At 38.6% G+C, this 16,511-nt stretch carries 22 protein-coding genes; 4 read left to right on the forward strand and 18 right to left on the reverse strand.

Features of this window, described 5'->3' with window-relative positions:
- Positions 1 to 6: 6 nt before the first annotated feature.
- On the reverse strand, positions 7 to 1,248 hold the full coding sequence (locus AC0L7T_RS21255; RefSeq protein WP_473338242.1) for a hypothetical protein: 1,242 nt from the start codon (positions 1,246 to 1,248) through the stop codon (positions 7 to 9).
- A gap of 214 nt (positions 1,249 to 1,462) precedes the next feature.
- Here AC0L7T_RS21255 and AC0L7T_RS21260 point away from each other — a divergent pair, with 214 nt between their 5' ends.
- On the forward strand, positions 1,463 to 3,325 hold the full coding sequence (locus tag AC0L7T_RS21260) for a carboxypeptidase regulatory-like domain-containing protein (RefSeq protein WP_473338243.1): 1,863 nt from the start codon (positions 1,463 to 1,465) through the stop codon (positions 3,323 to 3,325).
- A gap of 522 nt (positions 3,326 to 3,847) precedes the next feature.
- Here the strand turns inward: AC0L7T_RS21260 and AC0L7T_RS21265 are convergent.
- The 5 genes from AC0L7T_RS21265 to AC0L7T_RS21285 form a co-directional block, all read right to left on the reverse strand.
- On the reverse strand, positions 3,848 to 4,159 hold the full coding sequence (locus AC0L7T_RS21265) for a hypothetical protein (RefSeq protein ID WP_473338244.1): 312 nt from the start codon (positions 4,157 to 4,159) through the stop codon (positions 3,848 to 3,850).
- Positions 4,160 to 4,297: 138 nt separating this feature from the next.
- Positions 4,298 to 4,507, reverse strand: a complete 210-nt coding sequence (locus AC0L7T_RS21270) for a hypothetical protein (RefSeq protein WP_473338246.1) — start codon at positions 4,505 to 4,507, stop codon at positions 4,298 to 4,300.
- 737 nt (positions 4,508 to 5,244) lie between these two features.
- Positions 5,245 to 5,532, reverse strand: a complete 288-nt coding sequence (locus tag AC0L7T_RS21275; RefSeq protein ID WP_473338247.1) for a type II toxin-antitoxin system RelE/ParE family toxin — start codon at positions 5,530 to 5,532, stop codon at positions 5,245 to 5,247.
- The gene (locus AC0L7T_RS21280; RefSeq protein WP_473338249.1) at positions 5,529 to 5,777 is read right to left on the reverse strand and encodes an addiction module protein; all 249 of its coding nucleotides are present in this window, start codon (positions 5,775 to 5,777) and stop codon (positions 5,529 to 5,531) included. The genes AC0L7T_RS21275 and AC0L7T_RS21280 overlap by 4 nt, the downstream gene beginning before the upstream one ends.
- A 108-nt stretch (positions 5,778 to 5,885) precedes the next feature.
- Positions 5,886 to 6,044: a hypothetical protein gene (locus tag AC0L7T_RS21285; protein ID WP_473338250.1), complete on the reverse strand. Its 159-nt coding sequence runs from the start codon at positions 6,042 to 6,044 to the stop codon at positions 5,886 to 5,888.
- A gap of 102 nt (positions 6,045 to 6,146) precedes the next feature.
- Here AC0L7T_RS21285 and AC0L7T_RS21290 point away from each other — a divergent pair, with 102 nt between their 5' ends.
- A complete protein-coding gene (locus tag AC0L7T_RS21290; protein ID WP_473338252.1) occupies positions 6,147 to 6,350 on the forward strand; it encodes a hypothetical protein in 204 nt (67 codons plus the stop codon).
- Here AC0L7T_RS21290 and AC0L7T_RS21295 read toward each other — a convergent pair.
- The 4 genes from AC0L7T_RS21295 to AC0L7T_RS21310 all read right to left on the reverse strand — a co-directional run bounded on the left by AC0L7T_RS21295 (position 6,347) and on the right by AC0L7T_RS21310 (position 8,708).
- Positions 6,347 to 6,862 carry a hypothetical protein gene (locus AC0L7T_RS21295; protein ID WP_473338254.1) on the reverse strand — a complete coding sequence of 172 codons (516 nt, stop codon included), beginning with the start codon at positions 6,860 to 6,862 and terminating at the stop codon, positions 6,347 to 6,349. The two genes, AC0L7T_RS21290 and AC0L7T_RS21295, sit on opposite strands and share 4 nt — an antisense overlap.
- Positions 6,859 to 7,398 carry a hypothetical protein gene (locus AC0L7T_RS21300; protein WP_473338256.1) on the reverse strand — a complete coding sequence of 180 codons (540 nt, stop codon included), beginning with the start codon at positions 7,396 to 7,398 and terminating at the stop codon, positions 6,859 to 6,861. Before AC0L7T_RS21300 ends, AC0L7T_RS21295 begins: the two co-directional genes overlap by 4 nt.
- A gap of 284 nt (positions 7,399 to 7,682) precedes the next feature.
- Positions 7,683 to 8,003, reverse strand: a complete 321-nt coding sequence (locus AC0L7T_RS21305) for a hypothetical protein (RefSeq protein ID WP_473338257.1) — start codon at positions 8,001 to 8,003, stop codon at positions 7,683 to 7,685.
- Between the two features lie 3 nt (positions 8,004 to 8,006).
- Entirely contained in the window at positions 8,007 to 8,708 is a 702-nt protein-coding gene (locus AC0L7T_RS21310; protein WP_473338258.1) for a hypothetical protein, read from the reverse strand.
- A 463-nt stretch (positions 8,709 to 9,171) separates the two neighbouring features.
- On the opposite strand from AC0L7T_RS21310, the gene AC0L7T_RS21315 reads away from it, so the two are divergent.
- Positions 9,172 to 9,429 carry a hypothetical protein gene (locus AC0L7T_RS21315; protein WP_473343390.1) on the forward strand — a complete coding sequence of 86 codons (258 nt, stop codon included), beginning with the start codon at positions 9,172 to 9,174 and terminating at the stop codon, positions 9,427 to 9,429.
- 49 nt (positions 9,430 to 9,478) lie between these two features.
- On the opposite strand, the gene AC0L7T_RS21320 is transcribed toward AC0L7T_RS21315, so the two are convergent.
- From AC0L7T_RS21320 to AC0L7T_RS21335, 4 genes are all read right to left on the reverse strand, one after another.
- Positions 9,479 to 10,045, reverse strand: coding sequence for a hypothetical protein (locus AC0L7T_RS21320; RefSeq protein ID WP_473338259.1), 567 nt, complete (start codon positions 10,043 to 10,045; stop codon positions 9,479 to 9,481).
- Positions 10,033 to 10,923 carry a hypothetical protein gene (locus tag AC0L7T_RS21325; protein ID WP_473338260.1) on the reverse strand — a complete coding sequence of 297 codons (891 nt, stop codon included), beginning with the start codon at positions 10,921 to 10,923 and terminating at the stop codon, positions 10,033 to 10,035. The genes AC0L7T_RS21320 and AC0L7T_RS21325 overlap by 13 nt, the downstream gene beginning before the upstream one ends.
- A gap of 456 nt (positions 10,924 to 11,379) precedes the next feature.
- Complete coding sequence (locus AC0L7T_RS21330; protein WP_473338261.1) at positions 11,380 to 12,012, reverse strand: hypothetical protein; 633 nt, start codon at positions 12,010 to 12,012, stop codon at positions 11,380 to 11,382.
- Between the two features lie 10 nt (positions 12,013 to 12,022).
- Positions 12,023 to 12,916 carry a hypothetical protein gene (locus tag AC0L7T_RS21335; RefSeq protein ID WP_473338263.1) on the reverse strand — a complete coding sequence of 298 codons (894 nt, stop codon included), beginning with the start codon at positions 12,914 to 12,916 and terminating at the stop codon, positions 12,023 to 12,025.
- A gap of 320 nt (positions 12,917 to 13,236) precedes the next feature.
- On the opposite strand from AC0L7T_RS21335, the gene AC0L7T_RS21340 reads away from it, so the two are divergent.
- A complete protein-coding gene (locus AC0L7T_RS21340; protein ID WP_473343391.1) occupies positions 13,237 to 13,461 on the forward strand; it encodes a hypothetical protein in 225 nt (74 codons plus the stop codon).
- On the opposite strand, the gene AC0L7T_RS21345 is transcribed toward AC0L7T_RS21340, so the two are convergent.
- From AC0L7T_RS21345 to AC0L7T_RS21360, 4 genes are all read right to left on the reverse strand, one after another.
- Complete coding sequence (locus AC0L7T_RS21345; protein ID WP_473338264.1) at positions 13,394 to 13,885, reverse strand: hypothetical protein; 492 nt, start codon at positions 13,883 to 13,885, stop codon at positions 13,394 to 13,396. The genes AC0L7T_RS21340 and AC0L7T_RS21345 overlap by 68 nt on opposite strands.
- A gap of 17 nt (positions 13,886 to 13,902) precedes the next feature.
- Positions 13,903 to 14,178, reverse strand: a complete 276-nt coding sequence (locus AC0L7T_RS21350; protein ID WP_473338266.1) for a hypothetical protein — start codon at positions 14,176 to 14,178, stop codon at positions 13,903 to 13,905.
- A gap of 171 nt (positions 14,179 to 14,349) precedes the next feature.
- Positions 14,350 to 14,802, reverse strand: coding sequence for a hypothetical protein (locus tag AC0L7T_RS21355; protein ID WP_473338268.1), 453 nt, complete (start codon positions 14,800 to 14,802; stop codon positions 14,350 to 14,352).
- 503 nt (positions 14,803 to 15,305) lie between these two features.
- Positions 15,306 to 16,232 (reverse strand): hypothetical protein, encoded by a 927-nt coding sequence (locus AC0L7T_RS21360; RefSeq protein ID WP_473338269.1) that lies wholly within the window; start codon positions 16,230 to 16,232, stop codon positions 15,306 to 15,308.
- Positions 16,233 to 16,511: the final 279 nt, after the last annotated feature.

Genomic DNA, 16,511 nt, shown 5'->3' on the forward strand with positions numbered 1-16,511 from the left:
TAAATATTATTTGACAGCAATGCTGGTAAGTGCCCATTTACCCGATCCGGGCTGGGTTGGATTTGAGGAATGGTTTAGAATAAAATATTCGGTACTTTGGGCATTAAAAAAACCGAAGCGTGTATGGGATTTTAGTAATTGAAAATTCCCATTTGAATTATCAACTAAAAAATTTGGCAAGGGTGTCTCTTCTAATAATTGAAAATTGGAGTCGAATATAGCCAGCATATCCTGTTTATTTCCAACCTTATGGATTCCGTAGATTCTGCTGATTTTGGGAGCATGGTTGATGGTTAAAAAATAATCGCTTGATGAGGTCTTACCCAGATAGGTAAAGTCAAATGAATTATCCTCGGATATCCTAAATACATTGCCGGTTCTTGCGAAGAATTTGTTTCCGGATTCAGGTATCCAAATATCACCCCCAATCTTATGACCAAGATGATACGGTGCCTTAGATGTAAGTTCAGCTATGCCGTTAGAGATATCTAATTTATATACATTGTCAATATTCACCCCAAAAACATATTTTTCCGATGGGTGTAAGGAAAGTTTAGTTCTTTCGTCTATGGAAACACCAAATGACCACTGGCCTTGATTGTTATCCAAATTTAAATTATAAAGCGTCCCTCCATGTTGATATCCGGCAGGGTTAATGTAAATATAGTTGTCCGGTCCTGCTACAAGGTCAAACATTTCAAAAGGGAGACCCGTTTGTTTCAGGACTTTTTCTTGTTCCAAATCGACCAAGGAAACTGCTGCTATATGTCCTACCACAGCATGCTTGCCGTCCGGATGAAGTGATACTGCAGTTGCCGGAATACCTAATTCCACTGACTTTATTGTTTGGTTTGAACCATCAATTAGTAACAGTGAATTGTTATTTGATGCCGCTACTATTTTATCCAAAGCATTGCTATACTCCGCATCTACTATCCCTACATCCAACAACCATTTTTGCTCCGTGTATGAAATAATTTCAACGTATAATTGATTAAATATTTCTTTGTCTGTTTGGAGGTAAATTGTTGACAGAAAAACTCCTTCCGGCAATTCTTCTTTGAAGACAGTTATTTTCGGATTAATGGTTTGCCCTGGATCCAGTTTTCCATTAAAGGGAGAAATCATGTAGTAATCGGCTGAGGTGGACACACTCCATTCTAGCGGTACATTTCCTGTATTTTTAATTTCAAATTCCCCGGAATTTTCCAAGTGATTTATTAAAACAGGCGTTTTAGATACGTCCATGCCCGGAATAGGCTCGATATCGTCTTCGTCAATTTGGCATCCAAAGACGATTATAAGCAATCCAAAAAATTGGCAGCCAAAAAAAAGGTGGTTCCTCCACATATGGGCTATAAAAATAATAGGTTGGTAATAATATAAAAACTTTTTTTCTACAGTTCACAAATATAATCAACTTATTATTTAATTTCGCCAAACGATAAATTAATATTTTTGTATGCGTATAGGACGTAGTTTTTTGATTGTCCAACTGGTTTTTGTCTTTTTATTTTCTATAAGTTGTACTGAAGATTTAGAAGAGACGCCGACTTTCCAGGGTCATATTTTTGGGTATATCACATCTTCCGGAGTCGGCTTGCAAGGTGTACAGGTCTCCGTTCAATCCGGGAATATGGAACACCAGGCAACCACAAATGCATTTGGAAGATACCAGATCAAAAACCTGGATGGAGGTGATTATACAATAAATTTTTCCAAAGAAAATTATATCGGTCGTTCGGAAAAAATCAGCGTTTCAGGAAGTATAATAAACGAGAAGAGTGTTTCCCTAGAAGCCGGCAACGTGGAAATTTCTGTTTCAAATGAAGTGATTAATGCTTCCGTGGTTAACGGCGAAATTAAACTTTCTGTGGAATCCAATGCCATTTGGACTGCAACATCAGTCGATACATGGCTAAGTGTATCGGAAGATAGTAAAATTGGAATAGGTACCATTCTAGTAAAATGGGATAGTAATGAGGAAGGGCCGGAAAATCGAACAGGTCAAATCAAAATTTTGGCTGGCAATGTGGAGAAAGTGATTGAGGTCTTTCAAGCACTTCCTTCCAGAATTTTAAGCGTCGAGGGAATAGTTGGTGAAAGCTTATCTGAAACCAAAAGTCGCGTTCAAATCCAATTTAACGGACAGGTAAATATTAAACGAATCACCTCTATATTTACGGGTTGTTTAGGCGAAGTGTCTGAAGCCTCCTACAATACTGAGGGGGATTTAGCCACCTTTATTTATGGATGTGGCAGATTGGGATTCTCCTATCCTTTTCACATTGAGTGGGAAGATCAATATGGAAATTTATTTATTGATGAATTCCGCGCTGAGTTTTTTTCCAAGTCCTTGCAATTGAATGGGATGATTGCTAGTAGGTTTAATGTCCCGGGTGAGGACAGCCAATGGGTACTTACCCAAAGCCCCGATAAAATATATAAGATTGACCTGTCTACCTTAACCATTCTCAAGGAGTTTCCTTGGACCCCTTCAAGCCAACACAATAGTATCATCACATTAAATCCATATAACCAACTTTTATACGTGGGTGGAAGATCCGAAATAGCGGTAGTGGATCCCAATTCCGGGATAGTTATGGAAAGACTTGCCTTACCTAGCGTGCCATTAAGACCAGAAAATGACTATAGAGTGGTGGAAATAGCGTTCAAGAACGATGGCATGGGCATCTTTACATGTTATATAACCGGTACTAGTGGATCAGAATGGTTTATGATTGATTCAACCGATGACAACCGAATTTTTTCCCATCCGCAAAATGGATACGGCGAAGACAAATACTACAATGTCAGATCACTAGAGGCAAGCCCTGACCAAAACAGCCTATATTTTTATGCTAGAGGGCATTTCACCTATGGCTTAATGAAACTCGAGCAGAAAGCGAGCCCGTTAATCACTGTCAAGGCATTAACAGGAATGGCATCTTTCAATCAAGTGCTATATAATAGAATCGAGGATATCATCGTTTTAGCACATCAATCTGACATTAGTGTGTTGGTTAATAATAATTATCTTGATTGGGGCCATAGGGTTAATATTCTTTACGCCGATTTTGCCTATCATGGAATCTCCGACACCCATTTTTATGCGATTGAGAAATATGGAGGCTTATTATTATTTGACTTTATTAAAGGGGAAATCGTAAAAAAATTCCCTAGTTCTGGAGGAGCCTGGAGGAATATAACGGTTACATTGGATGGGGAATACCTTATTGCCCAAAAAGATCAAATTGATTCCAATGCACCGGCAAATAAAATCACTTCGTATCTGGTTCAGTTTCCCACTACACAATTAAGGTAAATTGCCACTGTTTTTAATGATCTGACCAATATTGCACCATTGCCCTATGCTTATGGGAGAGAATACAGTATTTTTCATCCAGTATCAAGCTTCGTTTGCTAAAGGTATTTCGGTACGCCATAACAAATGGTATAAAAAGATTTATGCCAATAAAGGAGGTTAGGAATAAAAGGGTGTTGTAGAGGATGTTACTCCCTCTTGCATTCATCTTTTATATTCCCACCTGATTCGTCCAGCGAACCTTTTCCACTTACCGTTCAACACCGTTTCGTTACCGAAACAGCACCGAGAGGTGGTTCGCAACCTCAGCTTACTCAGCGATTGCGGTAGACCTACTACCATCTTTTATACAACATGTCCTTGATTCACATCAAGGACTTCAGGACGCACCTATACCCAGTATGGGCCTTTACAAGATGGTTTTTAAAGTACGGTTCCGGTGGATAGAAAGGTGTAAATACAAATTACTTCTAGTGGGATCAATCTTACCTGCACCTACCATACGGAATGGAAAAAACTAAATTATTTCATCCCATGGATTGATTTCAGTTCCATGATGTCAAGCAAATCCTTTGGTCGGGAAGCCCTTTTTTTACTTTCCAACAGGTCATTTAAATTGAGCACGTTCCATTTGTAAATTCCATGGTCTTTTATCACCACCTTTTCGCTTTCATCAAATGCTTGTTTAAAGCTTTTTCCTAGATGAAAATTTGTTATTAATTCCAGATTTAAATCCGTGGGAGTGAACTTAACAGAGATGTTCTGCTCTCTATTTATAACCTTTTCCGGGAAATGGTGGATTTCATATCCCATTTTTCGAAATACCCGGATCATTTTTGAAAAGTTTTCTTCTGTCGTATCTATCCAAAAACCCACATCTGCAGACTGCCTTTGATATCCATGGAAGTTTACTGCACCCCCCCAACCAAAAGCATCTTTACCTCCTCCTGAGAGGCTTCCCTTAAAAATGCATCAATGTTTTCCTTCCAGATTTTTGTCATGAGTTGTAATTTCAATTACAAAATTTTCGGTAACTTTCGTCTTGCTTGATTTTACAGGAAATTTTTTCAGGTTTGCGCAAAGATCCAGAAAGGCATAAAACCGGTCTTCCGGTGCCAGCTTTAGAAAAGCTTCCCGCTGTTCTCGGTTACACTCTTCTTTGGTTTGAAACTTTATTTCCATAATGGATATTTGATAATTGCCTTAAATATAAGGTTAAATTGACAAATAAGCTCGATGGGTTTGGTTTGCCTAAGCATTTTTTAAGGATAGGAAATTAAGAAAACAGAGGGTTACCTGAACCCAGATTTAATTACCTTCACCCGCAACTAAAAATAGTTTATCTCCACAGGGATAATAAATACTGACCGATTAATGAACTAAGCTTGAATCAGTTTGGATACCATTTTCGAGCCTTAGACCTATAGTGGTCACAATTTTAAACTTTCGTTTATTAAGTTATGCTTTAGTATGCCATTGTAAATGGCAAAAATAGGATTACGATTTTCAAGGAAATTTTGAATAAAAGAGGGTAGTGGATACTACACCTAGGGAGGGAAGGTGGCGTTGCAAATGAGAGCAGGTTGGATTTAGGATTACTGGACCCTGAGCGGAAGGGGTAGGTATTTCGGATATGTTAACCTATGGCTTCGACTCCGCTCAGCCACCGGCAAGTTACCCCCTATAGGAACAGGGTAATAGCAGACCATTACTAATGGCCGATTTAAAATAATTTTTATGAAATTCATTGCAATGGATAGAAAGGTTTAATTGCTAATTACACCTAGATGGGATGGCAACCTCCACTTACTCAGTGATTGCGGTAGAACTACGACCATCTTTTATACAACATGTCTATGATTCACATCAACGACTTCACGACACACCAACAAGCAGTCTAAGCGGCCCAGTAGGATGAACTATTGCCATTTCTCAGGATCTTCCCGAGTGCCTAAAACGGCTAAAACAATCACTTTCTTATTTTCTACAATAAAATGAATAGCATACGGAAAATGTTTTACCAGAGAAAATCGGGTAGTTTTGTACCTGACCTGATAATGAAGTGGTTTACTAGTTATTAAATCCAGCTTTTCTTCCACTTCATCCAAAAATCGTAATCCTAAATCCTGCTGCTTTCTCTCGTACCATTGTGCAGACCTTAAAATGTCAAGTTCTGCCTCTGGCTTAATAATAAGAGAATAATTCATAGCCGGCTTTTAATACGGGCTTTTACTTCGTCCCAGCTAGATCCTGATGATGGGTTGGCCTTATGTGCTGTTATTCTTTCATCTAATATTTTTTTATGTTTATCACTTAGCTCATAATTCTCTTCTTTCATGTCTGCCTGTACCATAGCATACATTAAGTTAATAAAGCGTTCATCTGCTTTATCAATGTATTCGTGAAGTATTTCTCTAATTTGTGCAGCTCCCATGATTATTTCCTTTTCCACAAAATAACGATTATTTAATATTTTTAGGTTTATTTTAATGAATGAAATTGATCCGGCGACTTTCTCTGGTCTTGATTTCTTACTCTTTTGAAGCGTTCTGTGCTGGTATTACTGTTGTGGCGTACTCAGATCGGTATAGGCATTAAAACTTCCTCCAAAAGGATAGTAATCGTCCTTCTGTACCACGTCCGTACCGGTATGTGTCACACTAAAGTCGTCGAACCTGTCCTGAAATTTCTCAGGGAAATACTTCCACAGGAGTTCCATTCTCGTTTGAGAGGTAAATATACACAAATCCTGTTATTCCATGAGCTATTGATCGGTTGCCAGAAAATTAGCAAAATTCCTTCTTTAGAGATTGCCAAGAAGATGGCCAAAGTACTGGATATGTCTCTGGATCAGTTTGTCTATATACAACAAAACGAAAAAGCCCGCACCCACATAGTGGATAACGAGCTTCTTAGTCTTTTTAATAAAACTCAGCAGCTTTCTGACGATCAAAAGAAAACCGTCATGGATTTGCTTTCTGCTTTCTTGCTCAAAGCAAGTCTTAGACAGGAACTGACGCACTAAAGCTCTGGCAAAAACCTGAAGCTGTATAGCCATAGAACTACAGAACCTGATACAAACAAAAGTGTTAATAAGGCGTATTTCCGTTTCTCCTTTCTCGTTCGTTTATCTAGCTTCTTGAAGTAACTTAAGTATTTGTCATTCTGAAAAACCATTAAATGACAGAACAAATAAGCTAATCCCAAGCAAATCAAAAAAGGTAAAAAGGACTGTTCAAGCGGATAGCCTAAGAGGGCGTTGGTAATATCGAAAATTGCTAATCCTATCAAGAAAATAAATGTAACAACTGCCCCGCCAGATACCATGATTCCAAAACCAAAACGCTTGTCATTCCAGACTTTATTAACTACTTCTGAATGAGAAGTCCCTTGCTCTTCAAACTTTCTTTTTACTGCTGGTATCTTCCCTAAGAGCATGAATGGATTCAGCTTATTAAACCAATAGTAGCGTTTGTGTTCAGCCTTATAAAGGCAGTAGTGCACGATATTTAACCACAGTTCCATTTTCCCCATCATCGCCCATGATAATGATCTACTGCACTTTCGCCAAAGTAGCTACCTAAATAGCTTCCACCTACTCCGAGGACAAAGCCTCCAATTACTCCTCCAATGACGGTACCTGGAATAGCACCAACTCCACCAAACCATACACCAATAGCCGCTCCTGCTGCTGCCCCTGCCTGAGCTCCTACCAACCCAAAACCAATTCCTGCTGCGCTACCTACCGCTGCCCTTTGAGCACTATATCCGAATTGACCCCCATCTGAAATATATCCTTGTCTCGTTACGTAAACCCCTAGAGCCACCTGACCTATAACAACAGCCTTACCGGCTAACTTATAAGAATAGGCAGATTTTAGAGCACTTGCTCTACTTCCTGTATATTGATTCGGTCCTCGACCTGAAAACCCTTCATAATATTTTCCATTCTTGCCGAGCCAATAACCCTGACTTGAAGTAAGACCCTCCATTGCTCCATAAATACCACCACCAATATTCAAGGCATGATTAAAGTTAGAGAAATCACCACCCCATCTGGGTGTAGTTTGCAACTACACCCTATTATCCTTACAAATATACTACTAGAATAAACGTCAAACTTACCAACAATCCACTTCAATTAAGCCTTTCAATCCTGAATAATTCCTAGCATTTGAATAAACAAAATCTTCAGGCTTGAAAGGTTAAGAAATAAGGCAATTCTTGATCACGAATTTGATAAGCTTCTCCCATAAAATAGAAATAACATACATCGCTCGAATTGCAAATTCTTAAAATAGAAAGGTGTAGTTACAAACACACCTAGCACATTACACCCAGGAGGGGGACTTTCAAGTTATTTCAAACTTTTAGGATCAGGGCTTATAAATATCACTAGACCTGATGGGTTAAATATGATTTGACATTGAAAAGACACTCCAGGAGGCATTTCATAATCATAAAACAATTCTCCTTTATAATTTCTCTTATCTAAAGGATTTCCCATTATAGCCAACACTTGAGAAGTATCCATTCCAATTTCTACTTCTTGGATATTCTCTAAATTGTTCTTAGCAATTATTGCTTCACTACTACTTTCAAATTGATAGCTATAAAATGCAACTACAGATAAAACTAATAGTACAATAGCGCCAACTGTTATAGATCTTTTTTTCATAACTTATTCAAATACGCTTTTATATCTATTTCTTCCAGGGTCATTCAAAAACTGCCCGATGTATTGTGCAATTTTAGTAGGGTTCTGTTCTATTAACGTTCCATAACTTTGAAAGAATTCTACACCTAGTCTATTTGAATACAAATCCTGCGGATGAAATGCACTTCCCATTGCATGGTCATTTCCAAAAACTCCTTGAACCCACTGCTGAAATTCATTTGCAACTCCCATCATTACTCCTTTCTGGCCTACTACCATAAAGTGTATCATATCTACCTGCCTTCCTGTTCCTGGAGATTGAGGATCCCTTATAAAACCATATCGAGCATCCGCTAATCTATTTGGGTATTTTATCCCTAGGAAAGAACTATTACCGAGCATTATTTCATCATAGGTCATTCCATCAAACCTATCAACAAAATCTTCAACATTTCTTGGACGAGTACCATATTGATTTCCATACTCCCCTGATGATTGAACATCATATAAAACCCATTGCGGTCGTTTAGCTGACACTGTTAGTGATCCGTCTCTGTAATCACCAGATACAGTAGTAGTCGGATCATCCACCCACTTAAACTTAAATATATATCCCATACTGTTAAAACTATCGGTATCCATTGACATCCAATTATGATAAGGATCTCTATATGTATCCGACCAATGATTCCCCGAACCCGGATTGGTCCGGGTAAATTTGGGCATAAGGTCAAAGGGATTTTGGGAGTTATTTGAGGTGTAAGTATCACAAGTACCCCATATCCCAGCATTCTGCCCCATCAATCCCAACGGGTCATTGTACCTGACAGGATTGTTAAAGCCAAAATGGTAGGGGCTTTAACCGGGCACCATAGCTGCCAGGGGAGTATTTCTCAACATCTTCTTTATTAATCCTTACTTACAACTAAAAGTAGTTTATCTCCACAGGATTTACAAATAAATAATGCTGGTAATAAATAGAAGATCTAGGCTGTTTATTCCAACCTTAATAAGACAGGGATCAAAATATTAAATTTTTATTTACTATGAAGTGCTTAAGTAAGCCATTCCAAATGGCTTTTAAAGGATGAAGATTTCAAAGGAGATTAGCAATAAAATGGTGTAGTGGATACTACACCCAGGCGGGTGGCGCAAGGCCAAAAACCTATCGCAAAAAGAACTGGTAGAGATTTTCCAGACTTCTCTCACTACGATAGGTAAGTATGAGCGTGATGAGATGACTTCATCGATAGAAGCTGCAAAGAAGCTGGCTCTGATTCTGGATACTAGTGTGGGTTATTTGCTCGGTGAGACGGAAGAGGATAACCTGTTCAAGGATAAAAAGATGTTGCAACGTCTACAGGCTATTGCCAACCTTCCTGAGAAGGAAAAACAGTCTTTACTGACTACTATCGATCATTTTATCCGTTCTTCTAAGATTCTGTGATATAAAAAAGCCCCGATCTCTCGAGGCTTTCATTTCATTTCTGTTTCTCTTATCGGATTTCTGCCTTTCTCGGAGCTATTAAGACAAGATTTGATTTTCGATCTAATATTTGAAAAGTCTCTTTAAAATAAGAGTTTAAAGTATCACGAAAGCTTTCCACGATCATGATTTCTCGCATATCATTAAATCTATTTTCTTCAGTTCTCCTATAGTTAAACAGATATTTTCCAATAGGTTTTTCAAGATTTGATGCGTCAATATTGTTCTTAAGGAGATAAGCCATCAAATAAAAGAATTGAGTTATTTCATCATCCGTAAAATTCTCAAAAAACATATCATCACGAACCTTAGGATTGTTTATTGCTCCTTTCAATGGCGCAATCTTTTCAGCACCTAAATAAAGGTAACCTTCTCGATCCATGAAGTAATTAACCCTTCTGGTACGTGTTGGAAATTTATGAAGTAACCGATTCATCTTGCCTAATGAATCTGCTACTGATTCAATATTTTCTTCAAATACTATTTGATTCCGTACAGGGTTAACCTGAAATTGGTTGTACAACCATACACCGGTAAAACATATTACTCCTAAAACACCTAATCCTACCTTGCCCATATTGGTGTGAAATTGTATCCATACTTTATATTTCGTGTATCCTTTGAAGCATCAAAGAATCCTTCCCAATTACTAAAATCAGGATTACCTTGAAAGAAGGTTTGATAAAACCCTGCAGCTTTTACTGCTTCACCTAGAGGAATTCCAAAGACACGAGCTGCATATCCAAAATTGATATTTCCAAAGTCGTCAAAGTCATACACATTGCCTTCAAAAATGGCCTGTCTTCCAATCTCTCCGGCACTAAACCCTTTACCTGGTTGCTTTATATCAATGGGTGCGCCAGTCTTCACCATATTAGCAAAGAATCTTAATTTCTCCGCTTTCTGATTACCTGGAACGGTGAAATCAGCATTATCGAATATCTCTCTGGCATTCGTGAAAAACAACTCTGTTCGTACTAACTGCTGATAGAATTTTTCGGTAATATCTTGTACCCCCCCATTTGTTTGATCTACATAATAAACATAAAATTCCTCACCTGGAATTATATTGCCGTTTCCATCTCCTGGGCCATTTACGCCAACGGAAATAACCAATCCATTCGATGCAACAATACCTTTGGCCAATTCTCCGGCACTTTCATAATTAGTCCCACCGAAACCATCGATAAGACCATAGAAATCCCTAAATCCACCGGTATCCATCAACAACCAATTATGATACGGATCCCTATGCTGATCCGACCAATGATTCCCAGAACCCGGATTGGTTCGGGTAAATTTGGGCATAAAGTCAAACGGATTCTGGGAATTGTTTGAGGCGTAAGTATCTCCCGTACCCCATATCCCTGCATCCTGACCCATCAGTCCCAGCGAGTCATTGTACCGAATCGGATTGTTAAAGCCAAAATGGTAGGGGCTTAAGCCTGGCTTCATGACGGCTAAGGAAGTATTTCTCAATATCTTATTTAGTAATCATCACTTGCAACTAAAAGTAGTTTATCTCTACAGGATTTACAAATAAATTATGCCGGATAATAAATAAATAGAAGATCGGTTGGGTTGTTTATTTCAACCTAAATCAGACGGTTTTTTAAAATGTGATCTTTTGAACTTTCGACAATGTATTCCTTTTATCGACACTTCATCGGAGATTCACTTGCAATCGTCTCTCTTATTCGCACCTGATTCATCCAGCAAACCTTTTCTTCTTTCCGTTCAACACCATTTCGTTACCAAAAGAGCACCTAGCGGTGGTTTGCAACCTCTGCTTACTCAGCGATTGCGGTAGACCTTCTACCATCTTTTTTACAACATGTCTTTGATCCACATCAAGGACTTCACGACACACCTACACCAAGGTCGAGGACCCTTATCTCAGAGACTTTTCTTTTAGTAAGTTCTTATAAATTCTTCTTTATTAAACCCCTTTAAATAGCTTTCCATAGCTATTACTTGCTGATTATCTGGATATTCTTCTTTCAAAAATTCGAGATCATTCATGCCTCGATGTTTATCTTCTATGAACATATACAAAAAAACAATATCCAACTTGACTTTAACAGGGTCTGCACTATCTTCCAATCTTGCTTTATATGCCTCCAATGCTTCAATATATTTTTTATGAGCTTGGGATATATTACCCATTTTTTCATATACTAGCCCTTGACCCATTATTACTTCTGCAAAGCCAGTTTTTATAGATTCTACTTTTTCTAATACATCAATTGATTTCTTTAATTGCCCTTTATTTCGTAACATCTGTGCTTTATTTGTATAGGCTGTAATATATATGCTATCAACTTCTATAGCTTGATTTAGATAGATTAACGCAGAATCATATAATGATCCCTTTATTGAATCATAACTATGCGCTACGTTACTAATAAAACTAACAGCCTTATTATTTAATTCTACTGCTTCCGGATTTGGTTGATATGCATCATCAACTTCTTCAGTATTATTCTCTTGATCACAACCACAGGCCAAGACAAATAAAAGTAATATTGCTATCCTATATTTCATAAAATTCTCGTCAATTTCGTGGTAACCCTATTTGTCTTATATGAACGGGGATTGTCATAATTGCTGAATGGCGTTGACCCTGCGAACCAAAAACTATATGATAACTAAAGTTTAGATTTATCATAACATTCCCACTGGTCGGCAACTCAAATGATACTGCGCCTATGTTTTGAAACCCTGAAGGATAGGCCGCATTATAGCCGTCTTGATAAACAAAAGGATTGTTATTTACTGCTTTACCATTTACGACTACCTGGGCACTCCCTTGGAAAGCTACATCACCTTGAGATTTTGCAGGTGTTGTTCCTGCGGCAGAAGCAAAGAAATGATATTTTCCGTCTATTTCTTTAACTGAGTAATTTCCAATCATATTAAACATTGCATTGACTCCCACATTCTCTGCAAGCATGTAATCATACTTCATCTCATTGAAAGAGTAACTTATTTCAGCATATAAATTGCCCCCATTTTGGGTAACATTAACCCATTGATATGGCTTTGCTGACAAAGTAGTATTTCCATCCAGGTAATTACCAGATAACGTAGTCGCAGTATAATCCACCCAATAGCCAAGCTTACCATTTCTCTCTTCATACTGAATGCGATTTCCATCTCCATCTAAATGGTAAAACTTCCCTCCAAATTTGAATCCTCCACTGGCAAAAGCATCTTTGTACATTTGGCTACCTCCCCACATGGACCAATCTGAATATCCAATTCCATCTGACCAGTGATTCCCCGAACCCGGGCCTGTAAATCCACCCAGTGGATTTTTTGATGCATTTGAAGCATGTGCATTCCCCGTACCCCAAATACCTGGATCCTGCCCCATCAGCCCCAGCGGGTCATTGTACCGGACCGGATTATTAAACCCAAAATGATAAGGGCTTAAGCCTGGAACCATGGCGGTCAGAGACTTATTTCCTCGTTTCCTATTTGATAAGCTTTACTCATAAATAAAAGTAGTTTTTATCTAAAGGATATACAAATCAATAATGCTGGTAATAAATAAATAGAAGATCTAGGCTGTTTATTCCAACCTTAATCAGACAGGGATCAAAATACTAAATTTTTATTTACCTTGAAGTGCTTTACTAAGCCATTGCAAATGGCTTTTAAAGGATGACGATTTCAAAGGAGTTTAGGAATATGAGGGTGTAGAGGATACTACACACAAGAGGGTGGCTCAAGGCCAAAAACCTATCGCAAAAAGAACTGGCAGAGATTTTCCAGACTTCTCTCACTACGATAGGTAAGTATGAGCGTGATGAGATGACTTCATCGATAGAAGCTGCAAAGAAGCTGGCTCTGATTCTGGATACTAGTGTGGGTTATTTGCTCGGTGAGACTGAAGAGAATGGTCAAAATGGTGAACATTTATTTAGTAAGCCATTGCAAATGTTATTGAAAGGATTACGACTGCAAAGGAGTATGGGAATATCGGGGTGAAGCCGATTCTACACCCATTCAGGGATCTAGGATCCAAATCTTTTCTACAATTATAATCAAGTTGAATTTGGTGCTGTGAACTTCCTCGTTGAATAGCTAGCATTAGGCTGCCAGAATTCTTTTCGATTCTGTCACCAATGCGAAGGTCATCATAAGCCCCGCTAATGTCCAACATGAGAAAAGATGATTTTTTAGTCGTTCCATCATCCAGTTTTAGAATGATTGTTTTGACATTATGATTATGGCTATCACGAAACTTATCAGTGACTTGCCCCTTAATGACATTATCTCTCAACCTCACTTCATCCTTGCAGTTTCTACTTTCTATAAAATTACCCATACCTAAAAATCCAGCATTACGCGCTGCGAAAAATAGAATAGGCACTATAACCATTGACAAAAGGATATACTTTGCTTTGTTCATTTTTTTGATGTTAAATTTTAGCGACCTCCTAGGGTAGTCCAAAACGTCCAAGTGTAAGTGTATTCATAGGTTCCTCCGGCCGGAGAGCCAAAAGATGCTCCAGCACCACTTTCATAATAGGTTTCTCCCATTTCCGTAAATAGATTAAACCAATCATCATGGTCTACGAAACTTCCTCCCCATGTTCCATCATACCATAATGCAGCTCCATTATAGGATGCTCCAAAACCTTGCAAATCCGAAACATCGAATCCATCCTGTTGATTTCTTGGTGTGTAATCCTTTGCCAACACTCCAATAGAGGCATCAAAACCAAAACTTGGTCCAAGAGTGAAATAGCCAGTTCTGTCACCATCATTATCCCATACAAAGCCTAACTCAAAAGAAAGACCTCCTAATAAAGTAATATTTCCTGCTATCGAAAGAGAGCTTCCATAATCATAGGCATGTCGCTCTGTCCCCCCCTAAGCTTGATCTACATAATAAACATAAAATTCCTCACCTGGAATTATATTGCCGTTGCCATCTCCCGGACCATTTACGCCAACGGAAATAACCAATCCATTCGATGCAACAATACCTTTGGCCAATTCTCCGGCACTTTCATAATTAGTCCCACCGAAACCATCGATAAGACCATAGAAATCCCTAAATCCACCGGTATCCATCAACAACCAATTATGATACGGATCCCTATACTGATCCGACCAATGATTTCCCGAACCCGGATTGGTTTGGGTGAATTTGGGCATAAAGTCAAACGGATTCTGGGAATTGTTTGAGGCGTAGGTATCTCCCGTACCCCATATCCCTGCATCCTGCCCCATCAGTCCCAGGGGATCATTGTACCAAACCGGATTGTTAAATCCAAAATGATAAGGGCATAAGCTAGGAATCATAGTGGCAAGGGGATCCATATGATTGAACCTGCCCAAGTACGGATCATAAGTCCTGAATGCCGTTTCATAAAGCTGGTTTGTTTAACATCACGGTTGAACAAGTATATGATTTGATTACCAACCATTAATAGTTTTACTTAGAAAAATGCCAGACATAATCATGCCAAAAAAGGTTATGAAAAGAATAGAGATTGCGATTGCTTTAGCTTTTCGTTCAGAATATTTTTCTTTATATAGACTATGTATTCTAACGTATCTTCTATCTTTAAGAAATATTAAATAGTTACAGCCTATGACAATCAGTCCCATTACACCAAATACATACCTAAAATCTATTGAACTTAAGGAAAAACTATGTCCTGAATCATAAAACAATATAGCTAACCATGAAAAAATTATTATTATCAACAAACATTCAGAAATTGATAGCAATACAGCCGCCCTTTGGTGACTTGTGTCACCTGTTCTTTTCCTAACCATGCTATAAAAACACCAGTATAAATATGTATAAAGGTTCTTTTTCATCGATATCCAAAATATTGATCAATTAAAGCATCACCGTTTGATCCAGCTGTCAGGCGATAGACTCCATAAACTATCCCAAATGTAGCAACCACCGGTGCCCCTGTTATTCCCGCCTCTAAACCTCCAATAAATAATCCTCCTGTAATAGTAAGGTCAACCCAAATGGATGTGTAATCTCTGTCATTTAAAAATGCATTATAAGCTGAACCTACACTTACCATAGCTCCTAAACCTCCAAGGATATTTCCCCAAGCTTTGGCAGCTGATCCAGCTGCCCTGAAGGCCTTTTGGGTACCCGAAAGCCACTTATTGCTCCCATAAAACTTTGTTGAATATAATCTTCCGTTATTACCAAGCCACTGGCTCTCCTTCAGAAGCATGTCATGCCCCCAAGCTCGAAGCGACATAATTCCAGCAGGCCCTGATAATACTCCGCCCGAAAGGTTTAAAGTTGAGTAAATGGCGTTACCTTTCCCCCCAATCGGATCACCCCAGGCACCATAATAGTACTTATTAACATAACCATCTCCTACTTCACTATAGGCTAAATCACCTCCCATAGGATACCACACTTGAAGCTGCCCGTTTACAACCTTGACCTGATTACCGCTTCCATCTTTAAAAGATCCTCCAAAACCATAGCCACCACTGCTCTCCGCATAAGCTTTTTCCACTCTATAGGCATCACTTCCAGTCCATCCATTCCAGTCACTATTTTCCCATCCATCCGACCAATGATTCCCCGATCCCGGATTGGTTCGGGTAAATTTGGGCATAAAATCAAACGGATTCTGGGAGTTATTTGAGGCGTAAGTATCTCCCGTACCCCATATCCCTGCATCCTGCCCCATCAGTCCCAGCGGGTCATTGTATCGGACCGGATTGTTATAGCCAAAATGATAAGGGCTTAAGCCGGGAACCATAGCGGCCAGGGGAGTATTCCCGATTCGCTAATTCGGCAGAATTCTCCCACAACTAAAAGTAGTTTATCTCCGCAGGAATTACAAATGAATACTGAACGTTTAAAGAACAAACCATAAAACAGTTTGGATTCCATTTTCAAGCCTTGGCCTTATAGTCGTCAGAACTTTATCTTTCATTTACTAAGATCTGCTTTAGTATGCCATTGTAAATGGCTTAAATAGGATTACTATTTTCAAGGAGGTTAGGAATAAAAGGGTGTAGTAAATACTACACCCAGA

The sequence above is a fragment of the Cyclobacterium sp. 10D3-21 genome (assembly GCF_055809755.1).